Annotated in this window: 13 protein-coding genes and 1 riboswitch; of the genes, 11 read left to right on the forward strand and 2 right to left on the reverse strand. The window is 37.8% G+C overall.

What is annotated here, in order from left to right:
- Window positions 1–91: 91 nt before the first annotated feature.
- The 3 genes from LC457_RS19410 to LC457_RS19420 are packed head-to-tail and all read left to right on the forward strand — an operon-like array spanning window position 92 to window position 2,318.
- Window positions 92–652, forward strand: a complete 561-nt coding sequence (locus tag LC457_RS19410; protein WP_223601327.1) for an RNA polymerase sigma factor — start codon at window positions 92–94, stop codon at window positions 650–652.
- Window positions 639–1,247, forward strand: a complete 609-nt coding sequence (locus LC457_RS19415; protein ID WP_223601328.1) for a hypothetical protein — start codon at window positions 639–641, stop codon at window positions 1,245–1,247. The genes LC457_RS19410 and LC457_RS19415 overlap by 14 nt, the downstream gene beginning before the upstream one ends.
- A 30-nt stretch (window positions 1,248–1,277) precedes the next feature.
- On the forward strand, window positions 1,278–2,318 hold the full coding sequence (locus LC457_RS19420) for an outer membrane beta-barrel protein (protein ID WP_223601329.1): 1,041 nt from the start codon (window positions 1,278–1,280) through the stop codon (window positions 2,316–2,318).
- 80 nt (window positions 2,319–2,398) lie between these two features.
- Here the strand turns inward: LC457_RS19420 and fumC are convergent, their stop codons facing one another.
- A complete protein-coding gene (gene fumC, locus LC457_RS19425) occupies window positions 2,399–3,793 on the reverse strand; it encodes a class II fumarate hydratase (protein WP_223601330.1) in 1,395 nt (464 codons plus the stop codon).
- A gap of 225 nt (window positions 3,794–4,018) precedes the next feature.
- On the opposite strand from fumC, the gene LC457_RS19430 reads away from it, so the two are divergent.
- Complete coding sequence (locus LC457_RS19430) at window positions 4,019–5,626, forward strand: fumarate hydratase (protein ID WP_047377280.1); 1,608 nt, start codon at window positions 4,019–4,021, stop codon at window positions 5,624–5,626.
- Between the two features lie 93 nt (window positions 5,627–5,719).
- Window positions 5,720–6,004 carry a hypothetical protein gene (locus tag LC457_RS19435; RefSeq protein ID WP_223601331.1) on the forward strand — a complete coding sequence of 95 codons (285 nt, stop codon included), beginning with the start codon at window positions 5,720–5,722 and terminating at the stop codon, window positions 6,002–6,004.
- A gap of 93 nt (window positions 6,005–6,097) precedes the next feature.
- Here LC457_RS19435 and LC457_RS19440 read toward each other — a convergent pair whose 3' ends face one another.
- Window positions 6,098–6,970 (reverse strand): helix-turn-helix domain-containing protein, encoded by an 873-nt coding sequence (locus tag LC457_RS19440; protein WP_223601332.1) that lies wholly within the window; start codon window positions 6,968–6,970, stop codon window positions 6,098–6,100.
- A gap of 154 nt (window positions 6,971–7,124) precedes the next feature.
- Between LC457_RS19440 and LC457_RS19445 the strand changes: the two genes are divergently transcribed.
- The 6 genes from LC457_RS19445 (at window position 7,125) to LC457_RS19470 (ending at window position 18,245) form a co-directional block, all read left to right on the forward strand.
- On the forward strand, window positions 7,125–9,203 hold the full coding sequence (locus LC457_RS19445; protein ID WP_223601333.1) for a T9SS type A sorting domain-containing protein: 2,079 nt from the start codon (window positions 7,125–7,127) through the stop codon (window positions 9,201–9,203).
- Window positions 9,204–9,395: 192 nt separating this feature from the next.
- A complete protein-coding gene (locus LC457_RS19450; protein ID WP_223601334.1) occupies window positions 9,396–12,233 on the forward strand; it encodes an alpha-amylase family glycosyl hydrolase in 2,838 nt (945 codons plus the stop codon).
- Between the two features lie 73 nt (window positions 12,234–12,306).
- A riboswitch (SAM riboswitch) is annotated at window positions 12,307–12,412 on the forward strand.
- A 94-nt stretch (window positions 12,413–12,506) separates the two neighbouring features.
- Entirely contained in the window at window positions 12,507–14,939 is a 2,433-nt protein-coding gene (locus LC457_RS19455; protein ID WP_223601335.1) for a TonB-dependent siderophore receptor, read from the forward strand.
- 7 nt (window positions 14,940–14,946) lie between these two features.
- A complete protein-coding gene (locus LC457_RS19460) occupies window positions 14,947–16,257 on the forward strand; it encodes an APC family permease (RefSeq protein WP_223601336.1) in 1,311 nt (436 codons plus the stop codon).
- Window positions 16,258–16,404: 147 nt separating this feature from the next.
- On the forward strand, window positions 16,405–17,490 hold the full coding sequence (prfA, locus tag LC457_RS19465; RefSeq protein ID WP_047424606.1) for a peptide chain release factor 1: 1,086 nt from the start codon (window positions 16,405–16,407) through the stop codon (window positions 17,488–17,490).
- A gap of 80 nt (window positions 17,491–17,570) precedes the next feature.
- The gene (locus LC457_RS19470) at window positions 17,571–18,245 is read left to right on the forward strand and encodes a hypothetical protein (RefSeq protein WP_223601337.1); all 675 of its coding nucleotides are present in this window, start codon (window positions 17,571–17,573) and stop codon (window positions 18,243–18,245) included.
- Window positions 18,246–18,309: the final 64 nt, after the last annotated feature.

Here is an 18,309-nt window from a genome sequence, read left to right on the forward strand (position 1 = left end):
TTTATTTGTTGAGTAGTACAAATAAATTTTTTTCAAAAACATTGTAACCTTTTTTTGTTTTGATTGTCTTTAGTATAGAAACAGCATAAGCATGAAACTTTTGTTCGGAAATAAAAAGAATGATTTGTTGAGCCTCCTGAAAAAACAGGATCCGGCTGCACAGAAGATTTTCTATGAACAGAATGTAAAGAGATTTCTGAGTGTAAGCAAAAGCTATGTAAGCGATTTGTATCAGGCGGAAGATTGTCTCATAAAAGCATTCTGTAAAATTTTTAAGCACATAGAAAGCTTCAGAGGAGAGTCGAACCTGGATAGCTGGGCAAGAAGAATTGTCGTGAATGAATGCCTGAATTTTATCAAAAGCCATAAAACAGTATTCTATCTGGATGAGATCAACCAATCCTTTCATGAAGATATCCATGAACCGGAGATTGATTGTGACTTTAATGCGCAAGACCTTTTGGATCAGCTTCCCGATGCCTACAGAATGGTTTTTAACCTGTACGTGCTGGAAGGATATTCTCACCAGGAAATTGCTGATACTTTACAGATTTCAATCACTGTCAGCAAAACTCAGCTGTTCAGAGCAAAAGAAAAATTAAGAAAGATCTACTTTCAACAACAAAAAAAAGTGAAAAATGAAAACGTTTAAAGATAATATTGAATATCAGATCAAAAAGCAGATTGAGGAAAGAGAAATTGCTCCTTCACGTGATCTGTGGTCTGAAATTGAACTTCATAACAGTAATACTCGTCCTAAATCAAAAATAAACTGGTTTTTGGTGGCAGCATGTTTCATGTTATTATTCAGTTTGGGTAGTGTTCTGTTTTTCCTTAATCAACCTTCCGAAGCTCAACCGAAAATGGTAAAGCAAACAGAAAAAAATACTTCAGAAGAAATTATAAAAGATCCGGTTCAGAATAATGCTCCACTGGCTATTCAGAACAATGATAATAAGGAAGTAAAGATGACAACACCTTCCCAAAATAAAGAAGAAGTGATTTCTGCAGTGGCCATAGGTCAAAATAAGCTTATTACCAGAGAAACCACAGTAAAGAAGCCGGAAATTCCTCAGCTTTCGAATCCTAAACTGATGGCAAAAGCCGATTCTTTAAAAACTCCGGTTAAAAAGAAAAAATATGTAGATCCTTCCACACTGCTTTTCTCAGTAGAGCATAAAGATGTGATTGAAAAAACAAAAGATGGAAGTAATGTAGCTACTACTATTGACTTGAATTCCAGATAATTTACCTGTGAAAATTTAAAAATTAATAATATGATCAAGAAATTAATCGTAATGGGAATGCTGTGCTCTATTTCAGCATCATTACAGGCACAAAAGGCACTGAATATTAATTTGTCTTCTAAAAAAGACACGGAAGTAAGTCCGATTGTAAAAGAGAAAGTAGAAGAATATGCTACCAAGATCAATACTATCATCCAGGAAGAAAAAAAGCTGATGGAAGAAGAACTGGTAGTTTTGCAAGCAAGAAACCTCGATAAAGCAGATTTTGACAGAGAGAAAGCTCAGATTGCAGACCGCTATTCTGAGAAAATGGATAAAAGAATTGAAGAACTTGGATTTGATCTGGATGATGTTATTCAGAAGCAGGTAAGATATTCTCTTTTGAATACAGATGTTACTTCCAAAGAAGAGCTTAAAGAAAAATTATTGAAAAAATTCCGTCCCAGCAGAAGCTTTACAGGATATTTCTCATACGGAATTATGACGCTGACAAACAGTGCTCCCGATAATCTGCTGGATAAAAACATAGGATATGCCAATAACCTTGAATTTGGCCTTAAGCTGAACTACCAGCTTAGCAGAACAAGTCCATGGGCCATTACTTCAGGATTAGGATTCTCATGGAGAACAGTAAGAGCGGATAACAATATGATGTTTATAAGAAATGCTAATCAGGGAGTTGCTCTGGCCCAATACAGCGAAAATCTTGAGAAAAGCAAGTTGAGAACTGGATATATAATGGTTCCTCTTGGGGTGCAGTATAATTTTTCCAAGCTTAAAAATGCTGGAATGGATATCCAGTACAGAAGTTATTATACAGGATTTAAAATTGGAGCCAATGTATATGGAGGTGTAAAAATGTCCACCAACAATATTGTAAAAGGAATTGATGGCGAAACCAGAGACCGCGGAAATTATCAGGTGAATCCTTTTGTGTATGGAGCACAGGTTACTTTTTCATACAATAGTTTCAGTGTCTTTGTGAAGAAGGATTTCAGCAATTTCTTCAAAGACAGTTATTTCAAAGATGATAAAGCACTCATATTCGGATTAGCCATCGGATTAGATTAAATTAAATATATTTTGATTGCAAAACGAAAAACTCCGGGGAAGGCTCCCGGAGTTTTTGCATTGTATCAGTTATAGAATCATTATTTTAAACTTCCTACCATATCTTCTGGTTTTACCCATTCGTCAAACTGCTCAGCAGTTAACAGACCAAGATTGATGGCTTCTTCTTTTAGGGTTGTTCCATTTTTATGGGCAGTTTTAGCAATTTTAGCGGCATTTTCATATCCGATATGAGTATTTAAAGCCGTAACAAGCATTAAAGATTTGTCTACGAGCTCTTTAATTCTCTCATGATTCGGTTCTATGCCTACTGCACAGTGATCATTGAAAGAAATACATGCATCAGCGATCAATTGGGCAGACTGCAGGAAATTGTAAGCCATTACCGGTTTGAAAACATTCAGTTCATAATTTCCCTGAGTTCCTGCAAACGAAATCGTAGTGTCGTTTCCTAAAACCTGTGCACAAACCATAGTCATAGCTTCATTTTGAGTAGGGTTTACCTTTCCAGGCATGATAGAAGATCCAGGTTCATTTTCAGGAATATGAATTTCCCCGATGCCGGAACGTGGTCCTGATGCCAGTAATCTTACATCCTGAGCAATTTTATATAAAGAAACAGCCAGTTGCTTTAATGCTCCGTGAGATTCTACAATCGCATCGTGAGCTGCAAGCGCTTCAAACTTGTTTTCAGCAGTAATGAAGGGGTGTTTCGTAAACTGGGCAATATATTCAGCAACTTTTACATCATAGCCGTTAGGAGTGTTCAATCCTGTTCCTACAGCTGTTCCGCCTAAGGCAAGCTCGGAAAGGTGAGGTAATGTATTTTTTAAAGCTCTCAATCCGAATTCCAGTTGTGCCACATATCCGGAAAATTCCTGTCCCAGAGTAAGCGGTGTTGCATCCATTAAATGGGTTCTCCCGATTTTTACAACATCTTTGAAGGCCTTTGACTTTTCAGCCAGCGTATTTTTTAATTTTTCCACTGCCGGAATCGTTACTTCCACTACTTTTGTGTAAGCGGCAATATGCATGGCAGTAGGATAGGTATCATTGGATGACTGGGATTTGTTGACATCATCATTCGGGTGAATTTCAGATTTTTCACCTAAAGTTCCGCCGTTATTGACGTGAGCTCTGTTTGAAATTACTTCATTGACATTCATGTTCGACTGTGTTCCGGAGCCCGTCTGCCAGATCACCAAAGGAAACTGGTCGTTAAGTTTTCCATCAAGAATTTCATCACATACCTTGGCGATCATATCTCTTTTTTCAGCAGGAAGTACTCCCAGATCAGTATTGGTATATGCTGCAGCCTTTTTCAAATAAGCAAAAGCTTCAATAATCTCATGTGGCATTGAACCCTCAGGTCCTATTTTAAAATTGTTTCTGGAACGTTCCGTCTGTGCACCCCAAAGTTTATCTGCAGGTACCTGCACTTCTCCCATGGTGTCTTTTTCTATTCTGTAATTCATAGTGGTTGAAATTTGTATGATCTGTTGATTCTAAAGCCATAAAAATTTTAAACATTATTCAACTTTGATGAAAAAATAATGCTTTGGACTTATTTATTTAGCTTCTATAAAGGTACTTATAAACTCAGAAACCTCCAATTTATAATCATTATAAATATCAATTTAAATGACTGATTTTACTCATATTTTTTTAATGAGCCGTATTTTTGCACAAACAAAAATTGAATGGACTTTAGATATCAGGATCCGTATCCAATTCAGAAAGATGATACGGTGTATAAGAAGCTTACATCAGATTATGTAAAGGTTGAAAAACTGGGTGACAGAGAAATTTTAACAATTGATCCGAAAGGACTGGAATTATTAGCTGAAGAAGCTATGGCAGATGTTTCTTTCATGCTTCGTTCTTCACACCTGGAAAGCCTTAGAAGAATCATTGATGATCCTGAAGCTACAGATAATGACAGATTCGTTGCTTATAACCTTTTACAAAACGCTGCAGTAGCCGTTGAGGGAGCTCTTCCTTCATGCCAGGATACGGGAACAGCTATCGTAATGGGAAAGAAAGGAGAAAATGTATACACAGGAGTAGAGGATGGGGAATACCTGAGCAAAGGAATTTTCAATACCTATCAGAAAAGAAACTTAAGATATTCTCAGGTAGTTCCTTTGACCATGTTTGATGAGAAGAATTCAGGATCTAACCTTCCTGCACAGATTGATATCTATGCTAAAAAAGGAGATTATTATGAGTTTTTATTCTTAACAAAAGGAGGAGGTTCAGCCAATAAAACATTCTTATACCAAAAGACGAAATCTTTATTGAACGAAAAATCTCTTGAAGAGTTCGTTAAAGAAAGAATTTCAGACCTTGGAACAGCTGCATGCCCGCCTTATCACTTAGCATTAGTAATTGGAGGAACTTCAGCAGAAGCTAACCTTGCGGCAGTGAAAAAAGCTTCCGCAAAATATTATGACCATCTTCCAACAGAAGGAAATGAGGCCGGTCAGGCATTCAGAGATCTTGAATGGGAAGCAAAAGTTCAGAAAATCTGCCAGGAAAGTGCTATCGGAGCTCAGTTTGGAGGAAAATACCTTACTCATGATGTAAGAGTAATCAGACTTCCAAGACACGCTGCATCTTGTCCTGTAGGAATGGGGGTTTCCTGTTCTGCGGACAGAAATATCAAAGGAAAAATTACAAAAGAAGGGATCTTCCTTGAGCAATTGGAACAAGACCCAAAAAGATTCTTACCTGATACTCCTCCACACCTGGAAGAAGCAGTTGAGATTAACCTGAATAAACCAATGCCGGAAATTCTTGCAGAACTATCCAAATATCCAATCAAAACAAGATTGAAACTAAACGGAACATTGATCGTAGCAAGAGATATCGCCCATGCAAAAATCAAAGAAATTATTGACAGCGGGAAACCAATGCCGGAATATTTCAAAAACCACCCAATCTACTATGCAGGACCTGCAAAAACTCCGGAAGGAATGGCTTCAGGAAGTTTCGGGCCTACTACAGCAGGTAGAATGGACGTTTATGTGGATGAATTCCAAAGTCACGGTGGAAGTATGATCATGCTGGCAAAAGGAAACAGAAGTAAAGATGTTACCAATGCTTGCCATAAATACGGAGGTTTCTACCTTGGATCTATCGGAGGACCGGCTGCTATTCTTGCCAAAGACAATATTGTGTCTGTAGATGTAGTAGACTTCCCGGAATTGGGAATGGAAGCGGTAAGAAAAATCGAAGTAAAAGACTTCCCTGCATTCATTATTTCCGATGATAAAGGCAATGATTTCTTCGCAAATCTTGCTCACTAATTAGTTTAAAATGAAAATAAATAATAAAATAGAGCACTGATCTTTTGTGTAAAAAAGAAAAAAGCTTTATTTTTGCCTAAAATCTTTAAGAGAATGATAACGATATTATCAGCATTTTGGCCGTTTTACCAGTTCCTTTGGACTGTATTCTTCATTACTATGTTCCTAGTAGGATTCTGGTGTATTTTTATGTTCTTCGGATTAGTAATCCCAATGTGGCTAACTGAAGGTTTGAAAGAGTATTTCGGAAAAGTAAAGCCTTTCGATCCTGAAGATATCAGAAGAAAGCTTATTACTGAGCAGGAAGGTGTAGAGGTTATCTACAGCGAGCCTAAAGGAAACGGACCTTTCCTTCACGATCACGGACATCATCATTAATTGATTGTCATTGCTTTTTCACCTGAATTCTGAAAAAGTAATATCAAAGCAAAACAACATATACAAAACCGCTTAATTCGTTAGGCGGTTTTTCTATTTATTATTCCTGAGGCTTTCCGGAGACACTCCGAATTTCTTTTTAAAAGCCCGTGTAAAGTTCTGAAGATATTCATAACCGCATTCAATAGCGATCTCTTTGATCATAATCTCTTTGTCAGTAATCAGTTTCTTTGCTTTCAGCATTCTGAGTTCCGATATATAATGAGCAATCGTTGTATGATACTGAGCTTTGAATTCCTTTCTGATAACACTCTGATTCATACCCATATACTTTCCAATCTCTTCTGCTTTTATACTCCTGTGGTAATTTTCATCAATGAATTTTCTGATCATTTCAGGAGTTTTGGGAGTGGATTCCAGAATATTTTTCTCATTGAACTGCTCAAAAATCAATATAAGAAGTTTGATGATCTTGGCTTCTATAAATAACTTCTGCATAATTCCTTTTTTAGTATACCCCAGAATTTCTTTTACGATCATATGCATTTCGACGGTCATGTCAGGTGGTGTTTCTTTATGAAGGAATATGAAATTATTGTGGGTCATGTTTTCCAGAATTTCTGCATTCTCACCATTAAGTTCCGGATTGATGAGGTTGAAAACATATTGATAATTGATCTGAATCTGAAGATATTTCAGAATTTCCTGGTTTTCTGTCCATAGTTCGGCAACACTTTCTTGGGGTGAATAATGGAGGATGTACTGATTTTTCTTAAAAGAAAATTGGGTTCCGCAGTCATGAGCTTCCAAATTGATTTCATCACTCAACAGAAAAAGAAGATTAAAGCTTGCCTTCCCTTCCAGCATATGAGATCTGAAAGTTTGATCAGGGCACAGGTCTTCCTGCATGATAATTTTGATGTCTTCGGATCTGAACAAAAGTCCACTTTTAGATAATTTCCTCATACAACACATTTTTACAACCATGGTACAACTACTTAAGGTAAAAGACCTTTACAGGATAACCAAAAGTTCGGAAATGATAACTCGGGGTTAATTATGTGAGGTACTTTTGCGCAAAATTAAATTAAATTTAGAATAATTAAAAATAATATTTTATATGTTTAGAGATTTACATTTTGCAATACAGAAAATCAGAACGGGAGTAACGTTGCTGACTATTGCGGGAAGCTGCTTGTATGCTCAGCAATGGGAAAATGTTGGAGGCATTCAGGATGTATCTGCAGGAGGAAGTAGTTTTAACAATTTAGTTATTGACAACTCAGGAAATTATTATCTGTCATATTATGATGTTTCCGTAGCCAGAGGTTCTGTTCAGAAATTTAACGGAAATTCATGGTCATATTTAGGAGGAAGTGCGGGAGTTACAACAGGAACCGCAACTTACAATTCACTGTCTATAAGCCCTAATGGAAACAGTCTTTATTATACCAATCAGCTTGGTTATCCAGGCTCAGGAATGGAAGTTCGTCTGTTTACAGGATCCTTATGGTCTCAGCTTCCTAATGTAACCGATAATACAGTTAATTATCAGGCTTCTGCGGTATCCTCTGATAATATTCTCTTTACGTATGGATCTTATGGATCAGGAACTGTGAAAAGATATGCTGCAGGCTCATGGGAGCAGGTAGGAAATGTCGGGTTTTCAGGAGGTGCAGAATTTGCAGAAATGGTGATTGGCACCAATGATATGGTATATACATGTAATGTTTCCGGAGGTTTAAAAGTATATCAGAACAGTACTGGCGCAGGTCCTTTACAAAACTGGACTCTGGTAGGTGCTGCTGCTGCAGATGCTTCTTCTTCAGGAGAACAATACAATGCTGATATCGCTTTAGATGGATCTAATACGATTTATGTAGCCTATGTTTCAAATTCAGCAGGTGGTAAAAAAGTGAATGTAAAAAAGTTCGACGGAAACGCTTGGGTTCAGGTTGGAAATGCTAATTTTTCAGACGGAAAAGTTCAGCACATTGCTTTGGCAGTGACGGAATCCGGAAAACCGTATGTCGTTGCCAGCCGTTTTGAAAATGACAATTTCCTGAGAAATACGGTTTATAAATTAGATGATTCACAAAACTGGGTTGCTTTTGGAGGTGACTTTATTTCGGATGGTGAAGCTAAATACAACGATCTTGCTATAGATAAGGCAAACAATTATCTTGTTCTTGCTTATTCTGAAAATACTACAAAAGTGAAAAGAATTTCTTTGACGTTAAATCCTCAGACATGCAGCAATACAGACCCCGGAACCAATGTAGGAGATGTGGGGTGTGTAAGCTTTATGTATCGTGGTCAGCAGGTTGCTTATTCCACAGTAAGAGGTGCCGACGGAAAAATATGGCTTCAGCAGAATCTTGGAAGTACACAGGTTGCATCATCAATAGCAGATGCGAATTCATATGGAGATCTTTTCCAGTGGGGGAGATGGGATGACGGACACCAGCTTAGAAATTCACAGACAGCACAAGCGCCTTCACTTAATACACCAGAAGGAATTGCTGCCGCAGGAGGTGCATATATTGTAGGATCTCCGGCATGGTGGGCAGGCTTTGCAAGTTCAGATACATGGAATGGAATAACAGCTTCGCAGGCTAATGCATCTACTGGGGTAGATCCTTGTAAAGCTATTGGAGCAGACTGGAAAATGCCTTCCCAGGCAGATTGGACTATTTTAATAGGTGCTGAAAGTATTGGTAACCCGACAACAGCTTATAGCAGCAATCTTAAATTACCGGCAGGTGGATACAGAAGCTCCAGTGATGGTAACTTTACTTTCGTAGGTCAGAGAGGATATTTCTGGAGTTCAGATACATCAAGTTTAGGAGCGAAATATCTGTATATCGGATCAACTATTGCCAATCCATCGGCTGGAGCTATGAGAGGGCAGGGGTCTTCAGTAAGATGTATTAAACCTTCATCTCCTTTAGGTACATCAGATATCAGACTGAATAATGCAGTAACAGGAATGTATCCTAATCCGACAAAAGGAACTCTTTCTGTTAAATCAGACTCCGCGATTGACAAAGTAAACGTTGTCAATGCAGTAGGACAAAAAATGAATATACAGTTCTCAGATAATCAGATCAATATGACTGAACTTCCTTCAGGGCTATATATCGTGGAATTAAAATTAAAGAACGGACAATCCGTTTCTAAAAAGATTATAAAAGACTAACAGAATTGCAATAAGAAAGATTTTCGTCCAAAAAATAGTTCATTACAATTACTTTTATTGGGAGGCTCATGAAATTTTCATGAGCCTTTTTTTATTTTATTTTTTCCCGAAAAATTGAAATATTTGATGCTGTGTGGACAAGTATAATCGTTATGAAGAAAAATTTATACTATATTCGATAAAAAATAAGAAATGAAAAAGCTTTATTCCGTTGTTTTTCTGTTGATTGCAATGGCTGTTTTTGGACAGATCAATTACTCCATCAGCCCAAATCCATTTAATGAGACAGATGCTGTTATCCTTACTGTTCCAGGAGATCAGATTGATGAGTCTGCATGGGGCGTGTCTAACAATGCCATTTATATCTGGACGTGGTCTTTTGATACCAATTATCAGAACAGCCAGGATTGCCCTACCAATGGCAGCTGGAACAATTCCAATGATCTGAATAAGCTGAATTATAATGCTGCTACAGACAGTTATTCACTCACTTTTACACCCACTTCTTTTTATGGCAGAACAGGAATCGGAAGGTTTGGATTTTTATTGAAAGATAAAACAGGATCCCATCAGACTTCTCCGGACATTTTTGTGAATGTGGGTACTTTAAGTTTAAATCTTACCAATCCGCTGGCTAATAGCCTGACTTCTGTTCCAGTAGGGAACGCTATCAATATTACAGCTGCGACAAATACCAACGCAACATTTCAGCTAAAAGCAAACGGAACTGTTGTTAACTCAACGACAACTCCTTCACAGACCTATTCTTATAGTTATACCGTCACTCAGGATGCGAGTATGGAACTTGTGGCAACACAGGGATCCAATTCTAAAGCTGCAACATTCATTGTACAGGTTCCAAGAAATGTTGTTTCAGAAGCCGTTCCAAACTGGATTAAACAAGGAATTAATTATCATCCTACAGATCAGACCAAGGTAGGGCTGGCGATATATGCACCAGGTAAAAGTTTTGTACATGTCATCGGAAGTTTTAATAGCTGGACGGTGAATGATATGTATTTAATGAAGAAAGATACTGCAAACCCGGATCTTTACTGGATTGAACTCAACGGAATTACTCCTCAGCAGCTCTATACTTTCCAGTACAGAACAAATGATCTGAGAAAAGTAGCAGACCCTTATTCACCACAGATCTTATCGTCTTATGATGATCCGTGGATTTCAGCTTCAACTTATCCGAATTTACCAATGTTCCCTGCCGGACAAGGTTTTGAGGTTTCAACATTTAAAACAGGTCAGAACGCTTATAACTGGCAGACAACCAATTTTCAGAGACCAGCGAAAGAAGATCTGGTGGTCTATGAATTATTATTGAGAGATTTTACACAGGAAAAGAACTGGCAGTCGTTGATCAATAAAATTTCTTATTTAAAAAATCTAAAGATCAATGCTATAGAATTACTTCCCATCATGGAATTTGATGGAAACCTTTCATGGGGATACAACACCTCTTTCCATTATGCACTGGACAAAGCCTACGGAACTCCGGAAAAATTCAAAGAATTTGTAGATCTGTGCCACCAAAATGGAATTGCAGTGATTCTGGATGTAGCGTTTAACCATGCAACAGGACGTTCTCCTCTGGTAAGGCTTTGGAACGTAGATCCGGATGGAGACGGTTACGGAGACGTTGCCGCAAACAATCCCTATTTCAATCAGGTTCCGAAACATTCATACAATGTATTCAACGATTTTAATCATACAAGCCTTTCAACTCAATATTACGTTGAAAGATGTCTTCAGCAATGGCTTACAGAATATCATATTGACGGGTTCCGCTGGGATTTAACCAAAGGATTTACCCAAAGCTGCTCTGAAAATGATGAAGCCTGCACCAATGCTTATCAGCAGGACAGGGTTGATATTATGAAATATTATGCAGACAGGCAATGGGCCATTGATCCCAATTCATATATGATCTTTGAACATCTTGGAACGGATGCAGAAGAGCAGCAATGGGCCAACTACAGAGTAGCAGAAGGAAAAGGAGTAATGCTTTGGAATAAACAAACAGATCCTTATAACCAGAATACCATGGGATATAAAGACAACAGTAATTATGACAGAATGAATCATAGTCTTCATGGTTTTACCAATATGCGCGCTGTAGGGTATGGAGAAAGTCATGATGAAGAAAGGCTGATGTTTAAAAACCTTGCTTACGGAGCTGTTAATGGAAGTTACGATGTTAAAAACCTTAATACAGCTCTTGAAAGAATGAAGACCTTCGGAGCAACTTTCTTTACCATTCCAGGTCCGAAAATGATCTGGCAGTTTGGCGAATTGGGATATGAGTTCAGTATCAACAGATGTGCAGATGGTACCATTAACAACGGATGCAGAACCGATGAAAAACCTGTTGCATTTACTTTAAACTATGATACGAACGTAAACAGAAAAGCCGTGTATGATACATGGGCGAAGATAATCACGATCAGAAATAGCCATCAGATTTTTAAAACTAAAACGTACAGTATAGAATCCAATAACCTGACTAATGATCCAAATGGATTGATCACGAGAATTTATCTGTATGATCCGGCTATAACAACCGGAATAAAAAATGTAGTGGTATTGGCCAATTATGATACCTCTGCAAAAAATGTTGTTCCATACTTTCCTTACACAGGGCAATGGCAGAATCTGATGGATGACAGTACCCTGAATGTAGCTTCTACCACGACTCCGATAACTTTGCAACCGGGAGAATTCAGAATCTTTGGAAATTATGCAGGAGCACTTTCCACAACAGATCCAAACGCTGTATATAAATTATCGCTTCAGATTGCGGATAATCCGATACAAAACGGATCTGTAAAATTAGTTTATAATAAAGCGAAAAACGGAGAAATTTTGATTTTTGATATGACCGGTAAGAAACTGGATTCATTCAAACTGAATAAAGAAAACGGAACTTATGAAGTAAAAATCAATTATCCTGCAGGAACTTATCTGGTTCAGCTGAAATCAGAAACAGGAACTGCCATTCAAAAGATGATTGTTAAGTAAAAAAGAAAGCAGATTTGCAGTACAGCAGATCTGCTTTTTTGTATATTTAAAAAATTAGTCTACTTTTGCAGTAGATTTATCAAGAAAGGTGGAGGGATTTGGCCCAAAGAAACCTTAGCAACCTGCACGATTCCAGAAGTGTAAAGGTGCTAATTCCAACCCTGAGGGGGAGATAAGTGAAGTCAATATTCTTATATGAATTCCATTTCTTGAAGTCTTGTATATCTGCGGAAATATCCGTCAGACTGTTATTATTAATTGGCAAGAACAAAAATGAAAAAATTAAGTACAGCGGTATTATTGCTCGGGGCAATTTTGGTGGCTGCTCAGGAAAACGAGGAAAAAGGAAAACAAATCGAAGATATTATCATCGTTGGAAACCGTAATGTCAAAAGAACAAAACTGGAAACACCCGTTCCTGTAGATGTTATCAATATTGACAAAATCCAAAGGAGTTCTCCGCAAATGACGGCTCAGGATCTTCTGAATTATGTGATCCCATCCTTTAATGCAGTGAGGCAGTCTGCTTCTGATGGTACAGAACATATTGATCCTGTAACTTTAAGAGGAATGGGCCCTGATCAGGTTCTCGTATTGCTGAATGGGAAAAGAAGACATACAACCTCTTTGGTCAACTATCAGAATACCGTGGGAAATGGTTCTGTAGGAACAGATCTGAGCACAATTCCTGTCATTGCTATTGATAGGATAGAAGTGTTAAGAGACGGTGCGGCAGCACAATACGGATCTGACGCCATTGCAGGAGTCATCAATATTATTCTTAAAAAAAATGCAGGAGCTTCAGCAAGCCTTACTTACGGATTGACCGGGAGAAATGATGGGGATACTTATCAGGCGGGAGTCAATTATGGAACTTCATTAGGAAAAAAAGACGGGTATATCAACCTTTCCCTGCAATTAAGCCACAGAGGAAAAACTACAAGAACTCAAAATCACGATCTGGATATTTTCGGAGATAATTTCGCTTATGAATTTGCTGGTGATGCTGAAGCCGTAAAAGCTGCCAGAGCTGCGGATGATGCAGAAATTGCAAAAAGAGGATTAACCCGTGATGATTTTAATTTTCAAATCGGAGATGCCCAGATCAGACAAGGGCAGTTGTTTTTCAATTCAGAATACCCTTTTAACGATAATTTTAAAGTATATTCTTTCGGAGGCTTCAGTATTAAAGAAGGAAAAGGATTTGGTTTCAGAAGACTGCCGAGCGAAAAATCTAATGTAGTTTCATCCATTTATCCGAATGGTTTTCAGGCCGCTCTTGGATCTCAGGTATATGATGTTTCCTATGCTGTAGGTGCAAAATATAATGTCAATGACTGGCTGTTTGACCTAAGCAATACATTCGGCAGCAATACCTTCAATTATAACGTAAGCAACACCAATAATGCTTCTCTGGGAGCAAAATCACCAACCCGGTTTTATGCAGGAGCGCATAGCTTCCTTCAAAATACTGTGAATCTTGATGTTTCCAAAAATATAAACCGTTTTAATATCGCTTTCGGGGGTGAATTCAGATTTGAACAATACCAGATCAAAGCAGGGGATGAAGCTTCTTACACCCAATATGACATCAATGGAAACATTGCGACGGAAGGATCAACAGTGCTTGGTGCGGGAGGGTCTCAATCTTTTATCGGATTTTCTCCAAACAATGCTTTGAAAAAAGACAGGCATTCAACGGCTGTATATGCAGATGTGTCGTATGATTTAGATAAAAAATTAAATATTGATGCCGCTGCCAGATTTGAAAATTATTCAGATTTCGGAAATACCTTGAATGGAAAACTTGCTGTGCGATATGAATTTGTAAAAAATTATGCAGTAAGAGCTGCGGTTGGGACAGGATTCAGAGCGCCTTCGCTTCAGCAGCAGTATTTCAATAATTCGTACGCAGATATTTCTACTTCCGGCTCAAAGATTGTTACTAAAGGAATATTCAGTAATGATAGCGAAGCTGCCAGAATTCTTGGATTTGATAAACTCAAACAGGAAACTTCTATCAACGCGAGTGCTGGATTTACGCTGAAACCTTTAAACAACTTGACGATCGCCATTGATGGATACTGGATTAAAGTGAAAGACAGAATTGTGATTACCAGCAATATTACAGACTCAAGGCTGGATCAGTTTAAGGTAGAAAGCGGAAGATTTTTCGCCAATGCTATTGATACAGAAACAAAAGGAGTAGATGTAGTGGTTTCCTATGACTGGATTCTTGGGAATGGAAAATTAAATATGAATCTTGCCGGAAATTACACAGAAACAAAAATTACAGACTTTCATTTTCCGGAAAACTTAGAAACGCCTCAGGATCAGTTTTTTGGTCCCGATCAGATCAATATCATTGAAACACTGTCTCCAAAAACCAAAGCTTCATTAGGGTTAAATTATGGAATCGGGAAATTCAATTTTCTCGTAAGAAATACTTATTTTGGTAAAGTAATAAGAGATGGTTATCCATTTGGAGGAGTACAGGAATTCTCTCCAAAAATAGTTACAGACGTCAGTATTGAGTATGATATCACCAAAAGTATCAACTTTACGGTAGGAGCCAATAATCTGTTTGATGTCTTTCCGGATCGCCAGATTTATGAAAATTCATACTATGGAGTATTCAAATATGCACCGGTTCAGATGGGAACACTGGGGAATTATTTCTTCGGAAGGCTTAATTTTAACTTTTAATCATTAAATGAGTACTACCTCACATCAGATTGGCTGGAAAACGGCCGCCGCCATCGTAGTTTCCAATATGATTGGAACCGGGATTTTTACCACTCTCGGTTTTCAGTTATCTGATATTACCAATACCTACAGTATTTTCCTGTTATGGGCTATCGGAGGAATTCTCGCTTTGTTCGGGGCTTTTTGCTATGCCGAATTAGGTTCACATTTCAAAGGAAACGGAGGCGATTTTATTTACCTTAAAGAAACATATCATCCATTGTTCGGATATCTGATCAGCTGGGTTTCTCTGATTATTGGATTTTCCTCTCCGGTCGCACTGGCAGCACTGGCGATGTCAAAATACCTTTCCGTATTTGATTATACCTTTGGAAATGGTTTTGCGATTGCCGCTATTTTTCTCGTGGCGGTGTCATTATCATTCAGCTTAAAAACATCCAGCAGGTTTCATAACTTTTTTACCTTCATTAAAACAGCCTTTATTATTGTTCTGATTATCCTTGGTGTTGGACTTTCAGAATCTCCACAGTTTGGCAACAGTTTGAATTTCAATGACAGCTGGCAGAATGAGATCATGCTTCCTGCTTTTGCTACTTCTCTGGTATTTGTTACCTATTCTTACACAGGCTGGAACTCCGCTTCTTATATTGCAGGAGAAATAAAAGACGTTCAGAAGAACCTTCCCAAATCTTTGATCATTGGAACTGTTTTTGTGACGATAAGCTATATTCTGGTAAATTATATTATGCTGAAACATGCCCCTGTAAGTCAGTTGGCGGGAAAAGAAGATGTGATGGGAGAAGCGGCTGTCAATATGTTAGGCCCTGCTTTTGGAAAGATTGTCAATGTTTTTATTGCTCTGCAGCTGGTTGCAACAATTAGCGGATATTTATGGGTAGGTTCTAGATTGACACAGGCTTTTGCAAAGCATACCTACATTTGGAAGCCATTATCAGCGGGCAATACAAGAGGAATTCCTGTAAGAGCCATTTTTGCCCATGCAGTCATTGCGACGGTTATTATTCTAACGGGAAGCTTTAAAGAAATTTTTGTTTACACGGCTTTTATTTTACAGCTTTTTGCGAGTCTGGCAATTTCTACTGTTTTCTTCCTGAAGAAAAAAGACAGGAAAATTTTTAAGTCGAATACTTTTCATATTTTTCCGGCTGTTTTTCTATTGTTCAGCATCTATATTCTCTATTTTACATTTATTCATAATCCTAAAGAAAGCCTTATAGGAGTGGGAATTATTGCGGTAGGAATTATTTTATATTGGGTTGACAGGAGACTTTCCAGACAATATCAGAACAAGTCTTAACTGCCCAGAAAGACTGATAGGTAAATTTGGAAATCCACCTTTTTACAGTTTTGCTCCCTTTATCCCTAATGCTCAAAAATTTATGATCATCAGTAATTTTAATTTTGAATTAATAATCCTTATCTTTGCACCCACAAAATTTCTACAATGTCTAAATCATTAATTCCAAAATTAGAAGCTATAAAACAAAGATATAATGAGGTTGCAGACCTTATTATACAGCCTGATGTCATTTCAGACCAAAAAAGATATTCTTCTTTGAACAAAGAATATAGTGATTTGGGAAAAATTGTAAGAGTTTACGATCAGTACAAAGGAGCGCTGGACAGTATTGCAGAATCTGAAGAGATCATTGCAGATGGTTCAGACAGAGATCTGGTAGATCTGGCTAAAGAAGAAAAGCTGGAAGCTCAGGCTAAACTTCCGGGATTGGAAGAAGAGCTGAAAGTATTATTGATTCCTAAGGATCCTGCTGATGACAAAAACGTTATCGTAGAATTACGTGCCGGAACAGGTGGTGACGAAGCGGCTATTTTCGTAGAAGATATCTACAGAATGTATACCATGTATTTCAAAACAAAAGGATGGAGACATGAAGTAACAGATTCTAATGAAGCAGCTAAAGGGTACAAAGAACTGATCATGAAAGTGGAAGGAGAAGGTGTTTACGGAATCATGAAATTCGAGTCAGGGGTTCACCGTGTACAGCGTGTACCTGAAACAGAATCTCAGGGAAGAGTACACACTTCTGCCATTACCATTGCTGTTCTTCCGGAAGCTGAAGAAGTAGATTTTGAACTGAATCCTGCTGATATTGAAATGCAGACTTCCCGTTCAGGAGGTGCCGGAGGTCAGAACGTAAATAAGGTTGAAACGAAAGTTCAGCTTACCCACAAACCATCAGGACTTGTTGTAGTTTGTCAACAGGCTCGTTCTCAGTTAGCTAACCGTGAATTGGCTATGGAAATGCTAAGAACAAAATTATACGATATCGAATTGCAGAAAGTACAGGGAGATATTGCTGCACAACGTAAATCTATGGTTTCTACCGGTGACCGTTCTGCAAAAATTAAAACATACAACTACCCTCAGGGAAGAGTTACAGATCATAGAATCAACAAGTCTATGTACAATCTGGACGCTTATATGAACGGAGATATTTCTGAAATGATTGATGCCGTAATCATGGCGGAAAATGCAGAGAAAATGAAGGGAGAAGAAGAAAATTATTAAAATTAAAACAAATAAAAACAAAGCCTCTGATCCTTCAGGGGCTTTGTTTTTGCAAATGACTCAACATAAAAATATCAACTATGAAAAACTACAAAATTATTTTCCTGCTGCTTACCATGATGGGACAGCAACTTATCGCGCAAACTGAGGTGAAGAAGCCTAAAGAAGCCTTTGAATTATTTTTCGGAACTTTTGTGAATAATGACGAAGCCGCATTGAATAAGCTGAATGATTACTTAAAACCCACAGTGGAAGGGCAGAATGCTTACCAGGTAGATTTTAAAGAAACTTCAAAAGAAATGATGAACGGCAGCGTAGAGAATTTTCTGTCTGCTTTCCCTAAAGCAACAGCCGCTGCATGTAAAAAAGAGGCGGAGGAATATTTCACCGCAATGTTTGGAAATTTTAAAACTGGCAAACTGACTGTTAAAAATGTAAAAGTTGTTCCGAATGAATATGTTGAAGGTCAAAAAATTGCAGAAATAAGTTACTCTGTAAGTTTCCTGGTTCCCTCAAAACTAACCTCCGGACCAAAAGGTGATCTGAATAAAATAAAAGCTGAAGATCTTAAAAAGTACCTTATTCAGGCAGTTCAGGATTTTAAGAATGCTGATAAAACAGTAACAACCGACCAAAATTTTACGCTTTACGAACTTAAAGAAGGTGATAAAATATACTATTGGAACGGAAGCCCCGATGAGATTGTTACCAATCTTACTGATTTCTATTTTGAAAGCTTCGGAGCCAATGAATAGCTGAAAGCTCTTTTAAAGAAAAAAAGTCCCGATAGATCGGGACTTTTTTGTTATCTATTTAATA

This window comes from Chryseobacterium sp. GVT01B, assembly GCF_019970045.1.
In the GTDB taxonomy this organism is placed as follows: Bacteria; Bacteroidota; Bacteroidia; order Flavobacteriales; family Weeksellaceae; genus Chryseobacterium.